13 protein-coding genes are annotated in these 14,070 nt (G+C 71.8%); 5 read left to right on the top strand and 8 right to left on the bottom strand.

What is annotated here, in order from left to right; all coding sequences use genetic code 11:
• The first annotated feature begins 273 nt into the window (after positions 1–273).
• A complete protein-coding gene (gene sucC / locus AB0G08_RS00190; protein WP_357876061.1) occupies positions 274–1,452 on the top strand; it encodes an ADP-forming succinate--CoA ligase subunit beta in 1,179 nt (392 codons plus the stop codon).
• Between the two features lie 2 nt (positions 1,453–1,454).
• Positions 1,455–2,342: a succinate--CoA ligase subunit alpha gene (gene sucD, locus AB0G08_RS00195; protein ID WP_357876059.1), complete on the top strand. Its 888-nt coding sequence runs from the start codon at positions 1,455–1,457 to the stop codon at positions 2,340–2,342.
• Between the two features lie 70 nt (positions 2,343–2,412).
• On the opposite strand, the gene AB0G08_RS00200 is transcribed toward sucD, so the two are convergent.
• Complete coding sequence (locus AB0G08_RS00200; protein WP_358080913.1) at positions 2,413–2,679, bottom strand: DUF4190 domain-containing protein; 267 nt, start codon at positions 2,677–2,679, stop codon at positions 2,413–2,415.
• A gap of 158 nt (positions 2,680–2,837) precedes the next feature.
• Here AB0G08_RS00200 and AB0G08_RS00205 point away from each other — a divergent pair, with 158 nt between their 5' ends.
• Positions 2,838–4,112, top strand: coding sequence for a DUF6350 family protein (locus tag AB0G08_RS00205; RefSeq protein WP_358080916.1), 1,275 nt, complete (start codon positions 2,838–2,840; stop codon positions 4,110–4,112).
• A 107-nt stretch (positions 4,113–4,219) separates the two neighbouring features.
• On the opposite strand, the gene AB0G08_RS00210 is transcribed toward AB0G08_RS00205, so the two are convergent.
• Positions 4,220–4,891 (bottom strand): DUF4190 domain-containing protein, encoded by a 672-nt coding sequence (locus tag AB0G08_RS00210; RefSeq protein ID WP_358080919.1) that lies wholly within the window; start codon positions 4,889–4,891, stop codon positions 4,220–4,222.
• 20 nt (positions 4,892–4,911) lie between these two features.
• Positions 4,912–5,211, bottom strand: a complete 300-nt coding sequence (locus AB0G08_RS00215) for a CD225/dispanin family protein (RefSeq protein ID WP_358080922.1) — start codon at positions 5,209–5,211, stop codon at positions 4,912–4,914.
• A gap of 182 nt (positions 5,212–5,393) precedes the next feature.
• Here AB0G08_RS00215 and purN point away from each other — a divergent pair, with 182 nt between their 5' ends.
• A complete protein-coding gene (gene purN / locus AB0G08_RS00220) occupies positions 5,394–6,014 on the top strand; it encodes a phosphoribosylglycinamide formyltransferase (protein ID WP_358080925.1) in 621 nt (206 codons plus the stop codon).
• Positions 6,011–7,582: a bifunctional phosphoribosylaminoimidazolecarboxamide formyltransferase/IMP cyclohydrolase gene (purH, locus tag AB0G08_RS00225; RefSeq protein ID WP_358080927.1), complete on the top strand. Its 1,572-nt coding sequence runs from the start codon at positions 6,011–6,013 to the stop codon at positions 7,580–7,582. Before purN ends, purH begins: the two co-directional genes overlap by 4 nt.
• A gap of 184 nt (positions 7,583–7,766) precedes the next feature.
• Here the strand turns inward: purH and AB0G08_RS00230 are convergent, their stop codons facing one another.
• The 5 genes from AB0G08_RS00230 to AB0G08_RS00250 form a co-directional block, all read right to left on the bottom strand.
• Positions 7,767–8,795, bottom strand: a complete 1,029-nt coding sequence (locus tag AB0G08_RS00230; protein ID WP_358080930.1) for a dipeptide ABC transporter ATP-binding protein — start codon at positions 8,793–8,795, stop codon at positions 7,767–7,769.
• Positions 8,779–9,816, bottom strand: a complete 1,038-nt coding sequence (locus AB0G08_RS00235) for an ABC transporter ATP-binding protein (RefSeq protein ID WP_358080933.1) — start codon at positions 9,814–9,816, stop codon at positions 8,779–8,781. The genes AB0G08_RS00230 and AB0G08_RS00235 overlap by 17 nt, the downstream gene beginning before the upstream one ends.
• 158 nt (positions 9,817–9,974) lie before the next feature.
• Complete coding sequence (locus tag AB0G08_RS00240) at positions 9,975–10,931, bottom strand: ABC transporter permease (RefSeq protein WP_358080935.1); 957 nt, start codon at positions 10,929–10,931, stop codon at positions 9,975–9,977.
• 228 nt (positions 10,932–11,159) lie between these two features.
• Entirely contained in the window at positions 11,160–12,098 is a 939-nt protein-coding gene (locus tag AB0G08_RS00245) for an ABC transporter permease (protein WP_358080938.1), read from the bottom strand.
• Between the two features lie 85 nt (positions 12,099–12,183).
• Positions 12,184–13,788, bottom strand: coding sequence for an ABC transporter substrate-binding protein (locus AB0G08_RS00250; protein ID WP_358080940.1), 1,605 nt, complete (start codon positions 13,786–13,788; stop codon positions 12,184–12,186).
• Positions 13,789–14,070: the final 282 nt, after the last annotated feature.

Here is a 14,070-nt window from a genome sequence, read left to right on the forward strand (position 1 = left end):
ACACCTGACTCAACGACGCCCCCACTGAGGGGTTACGCGCCCCCGGCAACATCGCCCGGACGGCTGACATCGGGCCGAAGTCGCGGAAAGGCCGCGCGACGCCGCCGATTGTGCATTACCACACAACCCGCACCCGCTCGGTTGCCGGCGGTGTCCACCTCGCTAGGCTGCGCCCAATGGCCTGTGTCAAGTGATGACAGGCGTCAAACTGTTTTCCAAAACGCTGGTGGCGGCGCGACGGCGCGCCGCGGAGACGGGACGGGACGCGCAAACGTGGACCTGTACGAGTACCAGGGGCGGGACCTGTTCGAACGGCACGGCTTGCCCGTGCTCGCCGGCGGCGTCGCCACGACCCCGGAGGAGGCCCGCGCGATCGCCGAACGCCTCGGCGGTCGGGTGGTCGTCAAGGCGCAGGTGAAGGTCGGTGGCCGAGGCAAGGCCGGCGGCGTGAAGCTGGCCGAGGGCGCGGAGGAGACGGTGGCCCGCGCCACCGACATCCTCGGCATGGACATCAAGGGCCACACCGTCCACAAGGTCATGATCACGGTGACCGCGGACGTGGCCGAGGAGTACTACTTCTCCTACCTGCTCGACCGGGCGAACCGCACCTTCCTCTGCATCGCCAGCGTCGCCGGCGGCATGGACATCGAGCAGGTCGCCGCCGAGACCCCGGAGAAGGTCGTCAAGGCCCCGATCGACGCCAACACCGGCGTCGACGAGGCGAAGGCGCGCGAGATCGTCACCGCCGCCAACTTCCCCGCCGACGTGGCCGACCAGGTCGTCGAGGCCGCCGTGGGGCTGTGGAAGGCATTCGTCGCGGAGGACGCCACGCTGGTCGAGGTGAACCCGCTGGCCAAGACCGGCGACGGCAAGCTGCTGCTGCTCGACGCCAAGATCACCCTCGACGAGAACGCCGCGTTCCGGCACCCGGACCACGAGGCGCTGGTCGACCAGGCCGCGGTGGACCCGCTGGAGCAGGCCGCCAAGGAGAAGGACCTCAACTACGTCAAGCTCGACGGCGAGGTCGGGATCATCGGCAACGGCGCCGGCCTGGTCATGTCGACCCTCGACGTGGTCGCGTACGCCGGTGAGCGGCACGGCGGCGTCAAGCCGGCCAACTTCCTCGACATCGGCGGTGGCGCGAGCGCCGCCGTGATGGCGAACGGGCTGGAGATCGTCCTCTCCGACCCGTCGGTGAAGAGCGTCTTCGTCAACGTCTTCGGCGGCATCACCGCCTGTGACGAGGTCGCCAACGGCATCGTGCAGGCGCTGGCCCTGCTCGAGCAGCGCGGCGAGCAGGTCACCAAGCCGCTGGTCGTCCGCCTCGACGGCAACAACGCCGAGGCCGGCCGGGCGATTCTCGACGGCGCGAACAACCCGCTGGTCCAGCGGGTCGACACGATGGATGGCGCGGCCGAGCGGGCCGCCGAGCTGGCGGCTGCGGGGGTCTGACAATGGCTATCTGGCTGACCAAGGACTCGAAGGTCATCGTCCAGGGGATGACCGGTTCCGAGGGTTCCAAGCACACCCGGCGGATGCTCGCCGCGGGCACCAACGTCGTCGGTGGCGTCAACCCGCGTAAGGCGGGCCAGACGGTCGACTTCGACGGCACCGAGCTGCCGGTCTTCGCCAGCGTCGCGGACGCGATGGCGCAGACCGGTGCGGACGTGACCGTGATCTTCGTGCCGCCGCAGTTCACCAAGGGCGCGGTCGTCGAGGCGATCGACGCCGGGATCGACCTGGCCGTGGTGATCACCGAGGGCGTGCCGGTGCACGACACCGCCGCGTTCTGGGCGTACAACGTCGCCAAGGGGGAGCGGACCCGGATCATCGGCCCGAACTGCCCGGGCATCGCCTCGCCGGGCGCCTCCAACGCCGGCATCATCCCGGCCGACATCACCGGCACCGGCCGCATCGGCCTGGTCAGCAAGAGCGGCACGCTGACCTACCAGATGATGTACGAGCTGCGTGACATCGGCTTCTCGACCTGCGTCGGCATCGGCGGTGACCCGATCATCGGCACCACCCACATCGACGCGCTCGCCGCGTTCGAGGCCGACCCGGAGACCGACGCGATCGTCATGATCGGTGAGATCGGTGGCGACGCCGAGGAGCGGGCCGCCGAGTTCATCAAGGCGAACGTGACCAAGCCGGTGGTCGGCTACATCGCCGGCTTCACCGCGCCCCCCGGCAAGACCATGGGGCACGCCGGTGCGATCATCTCCGGCTCGGCGGGCACGGCCGACGCCAAGAAGAGCGCGCTGGAGGCGGTCGGCGTCAAGGTCGGCAAGACCCCGACCGAGACCGCCAAGCTCATGCGGGAGATCATGTCCGCGGGCTGAGCCCGACCGACGTACGACCGGAGGGCCGACCGTTCGCGGTCGGCCCTCCGTCGTCGTGGCGCGGGTGGCCTCAGTCGTTGTAGAGCGGGTAGTTGCCGCCGGCCCAGAGGATGCCGCTGCCGATGATGTTGAGCACGCCGAACGCGATCGCCAGGTAGCCGAGCACGGGCGACTGGCCGAAGCGCTTGGCGTCCCGGATCGACAGGTAACCGAAGACGATCCCCAGGATGCCGCAGCAGAGCAGGCCGAGGACGATGCCGAGCACGCCCCAGAGCACCGTGCGGTCACGGCCGGCCGCGGACGGCGCTGGCGGGGGCGGCGGATACGGAGTGTTCACGGCTCTCCTCCGGACGTCGGTGCCGCGACCCTCGGTCGCGTCCCTGCGCCCGAGGCTAGACCGGATCGGGGGCGGGAGATGGTGGATCACGGAACTCGTCGCCGCTACGGGGCGGTATCGGACTGCCGCCGCCGGCCCGGCATGCCAGAGTAGACGCGATGTCCTCCGTCACCCCTGATCAGCCCAGCCGTCCCGGCGTCGACGTCGGCCCCGGCGCCCGGCCGGCCGCGCCCGCCGGGCGGGGTCGGCGGGTGCCCGCGCCCCGCGTCGGCGAGCCGCGCCGCAGCCGCGCCCCGCTCGCCGTCGCCGCCGGGGTCGCCGCCGGGTGGGCGGCGCTCACCTCGTGGCTGCCGGTCGTGGTCGTGCTCTGGTTGTTCCAGCTCAGCGAGGGTGCCGCCTCCGTGCCGGGTGCGCTCCGCGCCGGGCTGGCCGGCTGGCTGCTCGGGCACGGCGCGCCGCTGGACACCGCCGCCGGCCCGCTCGGGCTCGCCCCGCTGGCGCTGACCGCGCTGGTGGTCTGGCGGCTGACCCGGGCGGGGGTGCACGCCAGCCGGGCCATCGGCGCGCGGGGCGGGCGGTCGCCCCGGCAGGCGCTCCTCGCCGCCGGTGCGGTCGGCGTCGCGTACGCGCTGCTCGGGGTGCTCGGCGCGGTCCTGGTCGGCGTGTCACCGGTGCGCGCCGGGCTGACCCTCGTGGTGCTCGGCACGCTCGGGGCCCTGGTCGGCTCGGTGCGGACCACGCACGTGGCCGGCCTGCTCGCCGCGCGCTCCCCGGAGCCGCTGCGCGACGGCATCCGCACCGGGCTGGTCGCCGGGCTGCTCCTCTTCGGCGCGGGGGCCGGCGCGGCGGGGCTCGCCGTGGCCACCGGGGGCGGGGACGCGGCCGACCTGATCGGGGCCTACCGCACCGGGGTCGCCGGCCAGGCCGGCATCACGCTGGTCAGCCTCGCCTACGCGCCCAACGCCACCATCTGGGCGGTCAGCTACCTGCTCGGCCCCGGGTTCGCCGTCGGCACCGACACGGCGGTGCGCACCAGCGAGGTCTCCGTGGGGGCGCTGCCGGCCGTACCGCTGCTGGCCGGGCTGCCGCGGGGGCCGGTCGACGGGCTCGGGGCCGGGCTGCTCGCGGTGCCGGTCCTCGCCGGGATGGCCGCGGGGTGGCTGCTCGCCCGGCGGCTGCTCCGGATCGCCGCCGACGACCGGGCGCCGCTGCGCTGGGGGCCGCTGCTCGGGCCGGCGGCGCTCGCCGGCCCGGTGGCCGGTCTGCTGCTGGGCGCCGCCGCGGCCGCCTCCGCCGGGTCGCTCGGCGGCGGTCGGCTGGCCGAGGTGGGGCCCGTCGCCTGGCAGGTGGCGGCGGTGGCGACCGCAGTCGTCACGGCCGGGGCGCTGATCGGCGCCGCCGCGACCCGGGTGCTGTCCCGCCCGCCCCGCTGAGGGCCGGCAGCGCTGGAGGCCGGCAGCCCGCGCGCCTCGCTCGCTGAGGGCCTACAGACGCCGAAGGGGCGTCCCGGACGATCCGGGACGCCCCTGTCGCATGGCGGTCAGGGCTGGTTGGGCAGCGTGAAGCTGAAGCCCACCAGGATGATCTGGAGCAGGCCGAGCACGACGCCGATGGCGCCGCAGATCAGGCCGGCGAGGGCCTGACCGTTGTTGTCGGCCAGCCCCTGGGCGGCCTTCTGCTTGCCCAGCCACCCGGTCACCAACGCGCCGATGCCCAGCGGGATGCCGAGGTAGCAGCAGACCAGCGGGATCGAGGCGATGCCGAGGATCATGGACACCAGACCGAGGGTGTTCTGCTGCTGCCCCGGCCCCTTCCCGGCGAACCCCGCGTTGGGGTACATGGGCGGCGGCGCGTACGCCTGCTGGCCGTACGGGTCCTGGTACGGCTGCTGCCCGTACGGCTGACCCGAGGCCGGCTGCCCGTACGGCTGACCCGAGGTGGGCGGCTGCCCGTAGGGCTGGCCGGAGGTGGGCGGCTGCCCGTAGGGCTGGCCCGAGGTCGGCGGCTGGCCGTAGGGGTCCTGCTGGCCGTACGGGTTCTGCTGGCCGTACGGGTCCTGCGGTGCGGCGTACGGGTCGTTCGGCTGCCCGGAGGTGGGCTGCTGACCGTACGGCGCCGCAGGCGGCGGGGCGTACGGGTCGTGGGGCGGCGCGGTCGGATCCTGGTGCGGCTGCTGGCCGTACGGATCCTGTCCGGGGTAACCGGGCTGCATGCGACTCCTCGTCCGATCTGTCAGTAGCCGCTGGTGGAGGTGTTGCCGCCCACCACGCCGGCGAGCCCACCGAGCAGGCAGCACACCAGCACGATCACGTACCAGCTGATGCCGACGATGAGCGCCCACTTGGACCACTTCTTCGACTCGGCGGCGGCGGCCTGGGCCCCGGCGTAGTCACCCTGCTGGAGCAGCGGGTTCACCTTGGAGGCGTTGATGATCGCCGGGATGGCCAGCGGCCAGAAGAGGAAGATGGCGACGATCGACATCGTCATGTTGTTGTTGACCTGCGGCTGCTGCGGCTGGTATCCGGGCTGCATCTCGGCGTACTCCTCATTCCACTCGACACCCCGCCAAGGGCGTCGGATCACTGACGGGTGCGGGCCGACGCGCGCCGGGCCCGAGCGACCGGCAGCGTACCTGGTCTGGGCCCTTCACGTCGTCGGTGAATGTCGCAATGCCCAGCGGATGGACCCGCTGGCACGCCCGATAGGGTGGCCCGGTGACCGAGCCCGCGTCCGTCGCCCGCATCGTCGTCCTCGTCTCCGGCTCCGGGAGTAACCTTCAGGCCCTGCTCGACGCCGGCGCCGATCCGGCGTACGGGGCCCGGGTGGTGGCCGTCGGGGCCGACCGGGACGGCATCGCGGGCCTGGACCGGGCCGCCGCGGCCGGGGTGCCGACCTTCGTCGAGCGGGTCGCCGACCACCCCACCCGCGAGGACTGGGACGCCGCGTTGACCGCCCGCGTCGCCGAGCACCGGCCCGACCTGGTCGTCTCCGCCGGATTCCTCAAGCTGGTCGGCCCGCACTTCCTGGCCGCCTTCGGCGACCGCTACCTGAACACGCACAACACGCTGCTGCCGGCGTTCCCCGGCATCCACGGCCCGCGCGACGCCCTCGCCTACGGCGTGAAGGTCACCGGGGCCACGCTCTTCTTCGTCGACGCCGGCATGGACACCGGCCCGATCGTCGCGCAGGTCGCCGTGCCGGTGCACGACGACGACGACGTCGAGACGCTCACCGAGCGCATCAAGGAAGCCGAGCGGCGCCAGCTCGTCGAGCAGGTGGGCCGCCTGGTCCGCGAAGGTTGGACGATCACCGGAAGGAAGGTCACGGTCCCGTGAGTTCCACTCAGGACGAACGCCGCCCGATCAGGCGGGCGCTGGTCAGCGTCTACGACAAGACCGGCCTGGTCGAGCTGGCCCGGGCGCTGCACGCGGCCGGGGTGGAGCTCGTCTCGACCGGCAGCACGGCCTCGGCCATCGCCGGCGCGGGGGTGCCGGTGACTTCGGTGGAGACGGTGACCGGCTTCCCGGAGATCCTCGACGGGCGGGTCAAGACGCTGCACCCGAAGGTGCACGGCGGGCTCCTCGCCGACCTGCGCAAGGACTCCCACGTCGCCCAGCTCGACGAGCACGGCATCGCGGGAATCGACCTGCTGGTGTCCAACCTCTACCCGTTCCAGGCCACCGTCGCCTCCGGCGCCGGCGTCGAGGAGTGCGTGGAGCAGATCGACATCGGTGGTCCGGCCATGGTCCGGGCGGCCGCCAAGAACCACGCCTCGGTCGCCGTGGTGACCGACCCGGCCGCGTACCCGGCGCTGCTCGCCGCGCTCGACGAGGGCGGCTTCACGCTGGCCCAGCGGCGGGTGCTGGCGGCCCGCGCCTTCGCCGTCATCGCCGAGTACGACGTGGCGGTGGCCGAGTGGTGCGCCGCCACGCTGGCGCCCGAGGAGGACGGCTGGCCGGACTTCGCCGGGCTGTCGCTGCGCCGCTCGGCGGTGCTGCGCTACGGCGAGAACCCGCACCAGCCGGCGGCGCTCTACGTCGACCCGTCCAGCCCGGCCGGGCTCGCCCAGGCCCAGCAGCTGCACGGCAAGGAGATGTCCTACAACAACTACGTCGACGCCGACGCCGCGTGGCGGGCGGCCAACGACTTCGCCGACCAGCCGGCGGTGGCGATCATCAAGCACGCCAACCCGTGCGGCATCGCGGTCGGCGCCGACGTGGCCGAGGCGCACCGCAAGGCACACGCCTGCGACCCGGTGTCCGCGTACGGCGGGGTGATCGCCGTCAACCGGCCGGTCTCGGTCGAGCTGGCCCGGCAGGTCTCGGAGATCTTCACCGAGGTGCTGGTGGCGCCCGGGTTCGACGAGGGCGCGGTGGAGATCCTCCAGGGCAAGAAGAACATCCGGCTGCTGCACGCGCCGGCCTTCGACCCGCTGCCGGCGGAGTGGCGGCAGGTCACCGGCGGCGTACTGGTGCAGATGGCCGACCGGATCGACGCCGAGGGCGACGACCCGGCCAACTGGCGGCTGGCCACCGGCGAGGCCGCCGACGAGGCGACCCTGCGTGACCTGGCCTTCGCCTGGCGGGCGGTGCGCGCCGTGAAGAGCAACGCGATCCTGCTGGCCAAGGACGGCGCGACCGTCGGCGTCGGGATGGGCCAGGTCAACCGGGTCGACTCGGCGCAGCTCGCGGTCAGCCGGGCCGGGGCGGACCGGGCCCGGGGAGCGGTCTGCGCCTCGGACGCCTTCTTCCCGTTCGCCGACGGCCCGAAGATCCTCATCGACGCCGGGGTGCGCGCGATCGTGCAGCCGGGCGGCTCGATCCGGGACGAGGAAGTGATCGCCGCCGCCGAGGAGGCCGGCGTCACCATGTACCTGACCTCCACCCGCCACTTCTTCCACTGACCCCCCCACCCACCCACCCACCCCGCCCTCGCCCTCGCCCCACCCCCGCCCGCGTCGATCATGCAGTTGTGGTGGGCGGATCGTGCGGCTCCGCCCCTTTTGCGGGGCACCACAACTGCATGATCGACGGCGCTGGGCGGGGCGGCGCTGGGCGCGGGGGCGGGGTGGGGAGCAACGAGCGGGGTCAGGGGGCGGGGCGGAGCTCGGCGAAGTGGCAGGCCGAGGGGTGCGGGTCCGCCGCGCGGGGGACCGCGTGGGGTTCCTGGGTGGCGCAGACCTCCTGGGCCTTCCAGCAGCGGGTGCGGAAGTGGCAGCCGCTCGGCGGGTCGGCCGGGCTGGGCACGTCGCCGGTGAGCCGGATCATCGTGCGCTGGTCGCGGGCCTCCGGGTCCGGCACCGGCACGGCCGAGAGCAGCGCCTGGGTGTACGGGTGGGTGGCCCGTTCGTAGATCTCGTCCTCGGTGCCGATCTCCACGATCTTGCCGAGGTACATGACCGCGACGCGGTCCGAGATGTGCCGGACCACCGACAGGTCGTGCGCGATGAAGATGTACGAGAGGCCGAGCTCGTCCTGGAGCTTCTCCAGCAGGTTGATCACCTGCGCCTGGATCGACACGTCCAGGGCGCTGACCGGCTCGTCGCAGACGATGATCTCGGGCCGTAGGGCGAGCGCGCGGGCGATGCCGATGCGCTGCCGCTGACCGCCGGAGAACTGGTGCGGGTAGCGGTTGATGTGCTCGGGGTTCAGGCCGACCACGTCGAGCAGCTCCCGTACCCGTCCCTGCCGGCTGCCCTTCGGCGCCGCGTCCGGGTGGATCTCGAACGGCTCACCGATGATGTCGCCGACCGTCATCCGCGGGTTCAGCGAGGTGTACGGGTCCTGCATGACCATCTGCATGTTGCGCCGCAGCCGGCGCAGTTCGGCGCCGGAGGCGGAGAACAGGTCCCGGCCCTCCAGGGTGGCCCGGCCCGCGGTCGGCGTCTCCAGCCGCATGAGCAGCCGGGCCAGCGTCGACTTGCCGCAGCCGGACTCGCCGACCACCCCGAGGGTCTCGCCCCGGCGCAGCTCGAAGCTGACCCCGTCGACGGCCTTGACGGCGCCGACCTGCTTCTCGAACAGCACCCCCCGGCGGATGGGAAAGTGCTTGACCAGGTTGTCGACGGCGAGGATCGTCTCGCCGCGCACCTTGGTGGGGCTAGCGGGCGCTGTCATCACGGACCTCCTGGGCGAAGTGGCACGCGCTGGTCCGGCCGTCGCCCAGGACCAGGTCGTGCGGCACCACGTCGACGCAGACCTGCTGCACGTACGGGCACCGGGGGTGGAAGGGGCAGCCGGACGGGATCCGCATCAGGTTCGGCGGCAGCCCCCTGATGGTGGAGAGCTCCTGACCCCGTACGTCCAGCCGCGGGATCGACTCCAGCAACCCCTTGGTGTACGGGTGGGCCGGCGCCCGGTACAGCGAGCGGACGTCGGCGTGCTCGACGATCCGGCCGGCGTACATGACGGCGATCCGGTCCGCGACGCCGGCGACCACGCCGAGGTCGTGCGTGATCAGGATCATCGCCATGTCGAGGTCGCGGCGCAGGTCGGCCAGCAGGTCCATGATCTGGGCCTGCACGGTGACGTCCAGGGCCGTGGTCGGCTCGTCGGCGATCAGCACCTTCGGGTTCATGGCCAGCGCCATCGCGATCATGACGCGCTGCCGCATGCCGCCGGAGAACTGGTGCGGGTAGTCGCCGAGCCGGCTGGCGGCCCCGGGGATCCGCACCAGGTCCATCAGCTCGACGACCCGCCCACGGGCGTCCGCCTTCGACATGCCCTCGCGCTGGCGTAGCGTCTCGCCGATCTGCCAGCCCACCGGGAAGACCGGGTTCAGCGCGGAGAGGGCGTCCTGGAAGATCATCGCGATCTCCTTGCCGCGCACCTGCCGGCGCTGCTCCTCCGGCAGCTTCAGCAGGTCCCGCCCCTGGTAGCGGACCTCGCCGGAGCGGATCACAGCCGGGGGAGTGTCGAGGATCCCCATGATCGCCTGGGCGGTGACCGACTTGCCGGAGCCCGACTCGCCGAGCACGGCGAGCGTCTCGCCGGGGTCCAGGTGGTACGACACCCCGTTGATCACCTTGGCCACGCCCTCGCCGGTGCGGAACTCGACGTGCAGGTCCCGTACGTCCAGCAGGTGTCCGCCCTCGGGCGTCGGGGAGGCCGGCGTGGGTCGGACGGCGGACTGGCTCACGGTCTCTGCCTCTCGCTCTCGACTGGAAGGCTCGCCGCGCCCGGCCGCACGAGCCTGCTTCCGTTCGGGGCCGCGGGGCCCGCCGCGTCCACTCCTCGCGCTCGCACGAGCCTGCTTCCGCTCGGGACCGCCGCGCCCGCTCCTCGCGTTCCCACCTGTCACCGCAGCTTCGGGTCGAAGGCGTCGCGGATCGCGTCGCCGAGCATGATGAACGCCAGCACGGTCAGCGCCAGGAAGACCGAGGGGACCAGCAGCGGGGTGGCGGACTCCCGCATGTGCACCCGGCCGGCGTCGATGTCGATGCCCCAGGAGATGGTCGGCGCCTTGAGCCCGATGCCGAGGAAGCTCAGCGTCGCCTCGGCGGCGATGAACGAGCCGAGGGCGATGGTCAGCACCACGATCGCCGGGGCGAGCGCGTTGGGCAGGATGTGCCGCAGCATGATCCGGCCGTCGCCGGCGCCGAGCATCCGGGCCGCCGCGACGTAGTCCTGCTCCTTGGCGGTGATCACCGAGGAACGGACGACGCGGGCGGCGGTGGTCCAGCCGAGGACCGCCAGCACGAAGATGACCGCACCGATCCGGACCGCCGAGCTGTCGCTGTTGACCCGCTTGAGCAGCACGATCGCGGCGAGCAGGAGCGGGATGCCGAGGACGATGTCGATCACCCGGGAGAGCACCGCGTCGACCCAGCGGCCGAAGTAGCCGGCCAGCATCCCCACGGCGAGCGCGATCAGGCCGGTGAGCAGCGCGGAGAGCGCGCCGACCAGCAGCGAGGCGCGGGCGCCGTAGACCGCCCGGGCGTACGTGTCGCAGCCCTGGAAGTCGTACCCGAAGATCGCCCCGCCGGACGGGCCGGCGTGCTGGCGGGCCAGCACGCAGTCGCGCGGGTCGTTCGCGGTGAACAGCCCGGGGACGGCGGCCATGGCGGCGACCAGCACCACCAGGGCGAGGCTGATCCAGAAGATCGGCTTGCGGCGCAGGTCGCGCCAGGCGTCGCCGGCCAGGCTGCGGGGCTTCTGCGGTACGCCGACCTGGCTCGGTGCGCCCGGCTCACCCGACGGTCCCCGCCTCGCGGCCTGGTTCTCGCTCGCGGCGACGGTCTCAAAGTCGCTCATGCCCGCACCTCGCTTCGCTCGGCGCGGACCCGAGCGACCGAGCAACCTGCGTTGCCGATTCGTTCGCTGCGCGCTGTCGGCGCTCCCCCTCGCTGCGCTCCGGGGCGCGCCGAGCCGCGAAACACTGCGTTGCCGATTCGTTCGCTGCGCGCTGTCGGCGCTCCCCCTCGCTGCGCTCCGGGGCGCGCCGAGCCGCGAAACACTGCGTTTCCGATTCGTTCGCTGCGCTCACTCATAGCGGATCCTCGGGTCGAGTACGGCGTACAGGACGTCCACCACCAGGTTGGAGACGAGGTAGACCACGACGAGCACGCTGACGATGCCCACCACCAGCGGGCCGTCCTCGGTGCGGATGCCGCGGAAGAGGTTGAAGCCGACTCCGGGGATGTTGAACACGCCCTCGGTGATGATCGCGCCGCTCATCAGGTTGCCCAGCTCGACGCCGAGGAAGGTGACCACCGGGATGAGCGAGTTGCGCAGCACGTGGACGCTGACGATCCGCCGCTTCACCAGTCCCTTCGACCGGGCGGTGCGGACGTAGTCGGCGCGCAGGTTCTCGGCCACGGACGTCCGGGTCAGCCGCAGCGCGGTGGCCAGCGAGAGCGAGCCGAGCACGATGCCCGGCAGCAGGAGCGCGTACAGGTCCGGGTCGGCGCCGGCGGTGGCCGGGAAGAGCTGCCACTTGACGCCGAGGAGGTACTGCGCCAGCGGCGCGAGCACGATCGTCGGGATGCCGAGCACCAGCAGCGTCAGCAGCAGGGTCGAGTTGTCGAAGATGCTGGCCCGCCGGATGCCGGCGAGCACGCCCGCGGTGACGCCGAAGAGGATGGTGACCGCCATGGCGATCAGCGCCAGCTTGACCGTGACCGGCCAGGCGGCGGCCAGGATGTCGCCGATCGAGCGTCCGGTGAGGGACTGCCCGAGGTCACCCTGGAGCAGGTTCTTGAGGTAGTCGAAGTAGCGGTAGAAGAAGCCGCCGACCCCGGTCCGGTCGAGGTGGAACTTCTCCGTCAGGTATGCCCGCTGGGCCGCCGTGACCGGGCGCTCGCCGGCGAGCGCCTGGATGGGGTCGCCCTGGCCGGCGAACATCAGCGCGTAGACGATCAGGGTGGTCCCGAAGAACGCGAGGACCATCTGGAGCAGACGCCGCAGGATGAAGCGGAACATACTTGGCAGTCTCTCTGAAAAAGGGCGAAGAGGATGGCGGGTCGGGCCACCGTCCGCCGATGGCCCGACCCGTCGTGCCGTGGTGTTACTTGACGGCCTCGATCTTCAGCAGGTCGATCCGGTCGAAGAGATCCATCTCCACGTTCGTGACCTTGGTCGAGTGGCCGAAGTTGTTCTGGCCGTACCGCAGCGGGATCACCGGCAGGTCCTCCGCCAGCAGGTCCTCCGCCGCCTGGTACTTCTTGACCGCCTCGTCCTCGTTCGCGGCGCTGGCGCCCTCGGCGAGCAGCTTGTCGAACTCGGGGTTGCTGTAGCCGTAGTAGTTCGACGAGCCGTTGCTGCTGTACAGCGGGCCCAGGTAGTTCTCCATGGACGGGTAGTCCATGACCCAGCCCATCCGGAACAGGCCGACCGGCTGCTTGGCCTTCACCTTGGTCAGCAGGTCCGCGAACTTCGGCTCGGCGGTGCCCACGCAGTCCACACCCAGGTTGGTCTTGAGCTGGTTGCAGGTCGCGTCGATCCAGTCCTTGTGGCCGCCGTCGCCGTTGTACGACAGCTCGATCTTCGCGGGGCCGCCCGCGGCCTGGTACAGGCTCTTGGCCTTGGCCGGGTCGAACTCGCCGGCCTCGCCGATGGTGTTGTCGCGGTAGCCCGCGACGACCGGCGAGACGAACGAGCGGGCCGGCTGCTGCGAGTCCTTGAAGATCGACTTGGTGATCTCGTCCCGGTCGATCGCCATCGAGATGGCCTTGCGCACGTCCGGGTTGCTGAACTCCTCCTGGAACGTCGGGAAGGCCAGCACCTGGAGCGACGAGGCGGAGCTCTGCTTGAACCGGTCACCGAGGTCGGTGGCGGCCGTCGAGAGGTTCTCGGTCGGGACGGTCTTGATGACGTCCAGGTTGTCCGAGAGCACGTCCGCGTACGCGGCGGTCGGCTGCTGGTAGATCCGGAACTCGACGCCGGCCACCTTCGGCTGCTCGCCGGGGAAGGCGTCGTACTTCTCGACCTCGACCTTGGCGTCGTGCTGCCAGGTGCCCTTCATCTTGAACGGGCCCTGGCCGACCGGCGCCTGCTCGTACCCCTCGGCCAGCACGCCGGGCGCGGAGAACGCGGCCTTCGGCATCGGGTAGAAGGCGGTGTAGCCGAGCATGGTCTTGAACTCGCTGTACGGCTGGGACAGCGTGACGGTGAAGGTCAGGTCGTCGACCTTCTTCAGCCCGCTGAGCGTCTTGGCCTTCGGGGTCTCGCCCTGCACGTCCTCGTAGCCGGCGATCTTCTCGAAGAAGTAGCTGGAGTTCTGGCCGTTCGGGGCGTAGGCGCCGTAGTTCCAGGCGTCGACGTAGTTGTCGGCGGTGACCTTCTCGCCGTTGTGGAAGGTGTAGCCGTCCTTCAGCTTGACCGTCCAGGTCGTGTTGTCCTCGGACGTCACCGACTCGGCCGCCACCTCGTAGGGCTTGTTGGCCTCGTCGTAGTCGACCAGCGGGCTGAACAGGGCGGCGAGCACCTGCGAGCCGCTCGTCTCGTTGGTGTTGGTCGGCACCAAGTGCTGCGGCTCGGCGATCTCGATCCGCACGGCCGCGTCGGGGTTGCTCTCGCCGGATCCACCGTCGCCGCCCGAGCCGCAGGCCACCAGGCCCAGGGTCACCGCGAGCGGGAGGGCGGTCCAGGCAGCGAGCCTACGAACACGCATGTAGCCTCCTCATCTCCTCACGCTGCGCAGTCAGGCCCGGCGCTGGGTTTACGCTGCGCAACGTTGGGCAACGGTAGGTCGCCGGCCGGCGATCGGCAATGAGCGGGTTGCGAACCGGTAACGGAGTCGCCGTGGGGGTCTTGCCTGCAGGGGCTCGGTCTGCTATCGCCGTCGAGCCGCAAATCGGCCCTCAGGCTGCGTGGACTCCCGGCCTTGGCGCGTCGGTCGCGACCACGCCGCCCCTTCGGGTCGTCTCGGTGTGCGCGTGTCGCGCCGTCCCGG

It is taken from the genome of Micromonospora sp. NPDC023644 (assembly GCF_040640115.1).
Taxonomy (GTDB): Bacteria; Actinomycetota; Actinomycetes; order Mycobacteriales; family Micromonosporaceae; genus Micromonospora.

Bases quoted from the DNA above. Each gene is read 5' to 3' on its own strand.
- sucD (WP_357876059.1), top strand. From the start codon at position 1,455: ATGGCTATCTGGCTGACCAAGGACTCGAAGGTCATCGTCCAGGGGATG.
- AB0G08_RS00205 (WP_358080916.1), top strand. From the start codon at position 2,838: ATGTCCTCCGTCACCCCTGATCAGCCCAGCCGTCCCGGCGTCGACGTC.
- AB0G08_RS00210 (WP_358080919.1), bottom strand. From the start codon at position 4,891: ATGCAGCCCGGTTACCCCGGACAGGATCCGTACGGCCAGCAGCCGCAC.
- AB0G08_RS00215 (WP_358080922.1), bottom strand. From the start codon at position 5,211: ATGCAGCCCGGATACCAGCCGCAGCAGCCGCAGGTCAACAACAACATG.
- AB0G08_RS00230 (WP_358080930.1), bottom strand. From the start codon at position 8,795: ATGACAGCGCCCGCTAGCCCCACCAAGGTGCGCGGCGAGACGATCCTC.
- AB0G08_RS00240 (WP_358080935.1), bottom strand. From the start codon at position 10,931: ATGAGCGACTTTGAGACCGTCGCCGCGAGCGAGAACCAGGCCGCGAGG.
- AB0G08_RS00245 (WP_358080938.1), bottom strand. From the start codon at position 12,098: ATGTTCCGCTTCATCCTGCGGCGTCTGCTCCAGATGGTCCTCGCGTTC.
- AB0G08_RS00250 (WP_358080940.1), bottom strand. From the start codon at position 13,788: ATGCGTGTTCGTAGGCTCGCTGCCTGGACCGCCCTCCCGCTCGCGGTG.